Genomic DNA, 1,122 nt, shown 5'->3' with positions numbered 1-1,122 from the left:
CCTGGCCGGCGCTGGGGTTGTCGAGGCCGAGGATCATCCGCATGGTCGTCGACTTGCCCGACCCGTTGGGGCCGAGGAAGCCGGTGACGGAGCCCGGCCTGACCTGGAAGGAAAGGTTGTACACGGCTGTCTTGTCGCCGTAGCGCTTCGTCAGGCCGACTGCCTCGATCATTCTCCGCACCCATCGAAAGGTTCAGGACGTCGGGGCACACGCCCCCGTAAGGGTTAGGAGGATAACGGGGCGCTGACGGTTCCCCTCAATTCCCGGTAAAAAACCTGGACCCCTAGGGCTGTTCCTACGCGTCCCCGCTGTTCCTACGCGTCCCGCCGCTTCAGCAGTGCGTACCCGCCGGCCACTGCCAGGACCACCCACAGCGCCATGATGCCCAGGCCGNNATGATCTTGCTGCCGGCCTGGTCGGGCAGGAACTGACCGATCTTCTTGGTGGCCGAGACGTTGCCGAGGATGTTGGAGATCAGGAAGAAGAACGGCATCAGGACGCCGAGCGAGAGCATCGGGCTGCGGAGCATCGTGGCGACGCCCATCGAGAAGACGGCGATGAGGGTCATGTAGAGGGCGCTGCCGATGATCGCCCGCAGCACGCCCGGGTCGCTGATCGAGGCCCGGTGCGAGCCGAGCATCGCCTGGCCGAGGAAGAACGCGACGAAACTGGTCACGACGGCGACGAGGAAGGCCAGCCCGGTCGCCACCGCCATCTTGCTGAAGAGGAACGTGCCGCGCTGCGGAACGGCGGACAGCGAGGTGCGGATCATGCCGGTGCTGTACTCGTTGCCCACCACCAGCACGCCGAACACGATCATCGCCAGCTGCCCGAGGCTCGTCCCCGCGAAACTGATGTAGGTGGGGTCGAAGGAGAGCTGGTCCTCCGTGCTCATGTCGTCGAACTCGTTCTTGGACAGCAGCGCGATCAGCACACCGAGCACGACGGTCACCACGGCGGCGAGGCTCAGCGTCCACACCGTGGACGCCACCGACCGGATCTTGGTCCACTCGGACCGGAGGACCTGGGTCGCGGCCATGGGTTCAGCCCTTCTTCCAGTCGGCGCCCCACTGCGGTGCCCGCCCTGCCCCGGGGGCGGGGGGCGGTGCGGCGCCGAGGGG

The 1,122-nt window shown here is 66.9% G+C and carries 1 protein-coding gene and 1 pseudogene; both read right to left on the bottom strand.

All coding sequences use genetic code 11. From position 1 onward, the window contains the following. A partial coding sequence (locus tag AOK01_RS41875) for an ATP-binding cassette domain-containing protein (protein ID WP_157871557.1) occupies positions 1–172 on the bottom strand: 172 nt, incomplete at its 3' end. Positions 173–396: 224 nt separating this feature from the next. Further along, positions 397–1,040 (bottom strand): annotated as a pseudogene (locus AOK01_RS31380) (ABC transporter permease); the annotation flags it as partial. Positions 1,041–1,122: the final 82 nt, after the last annotated feature.

The sequence above is a fragment of the Streptomyces aurantiacus genome (assembly GCF_001418335.1).
Lineage (GTDB): Bacteria > Actinomycetota > Actinomycetes > Streptomycetales > Streptomycetaceae > Streptomyces > Streptomyces aurantiacus.
The sequence above is the reverse complement of the archived record's forward strand: the minus strand, read 5'-3'. Positions and strand labels throughout refer to the sequence as shown.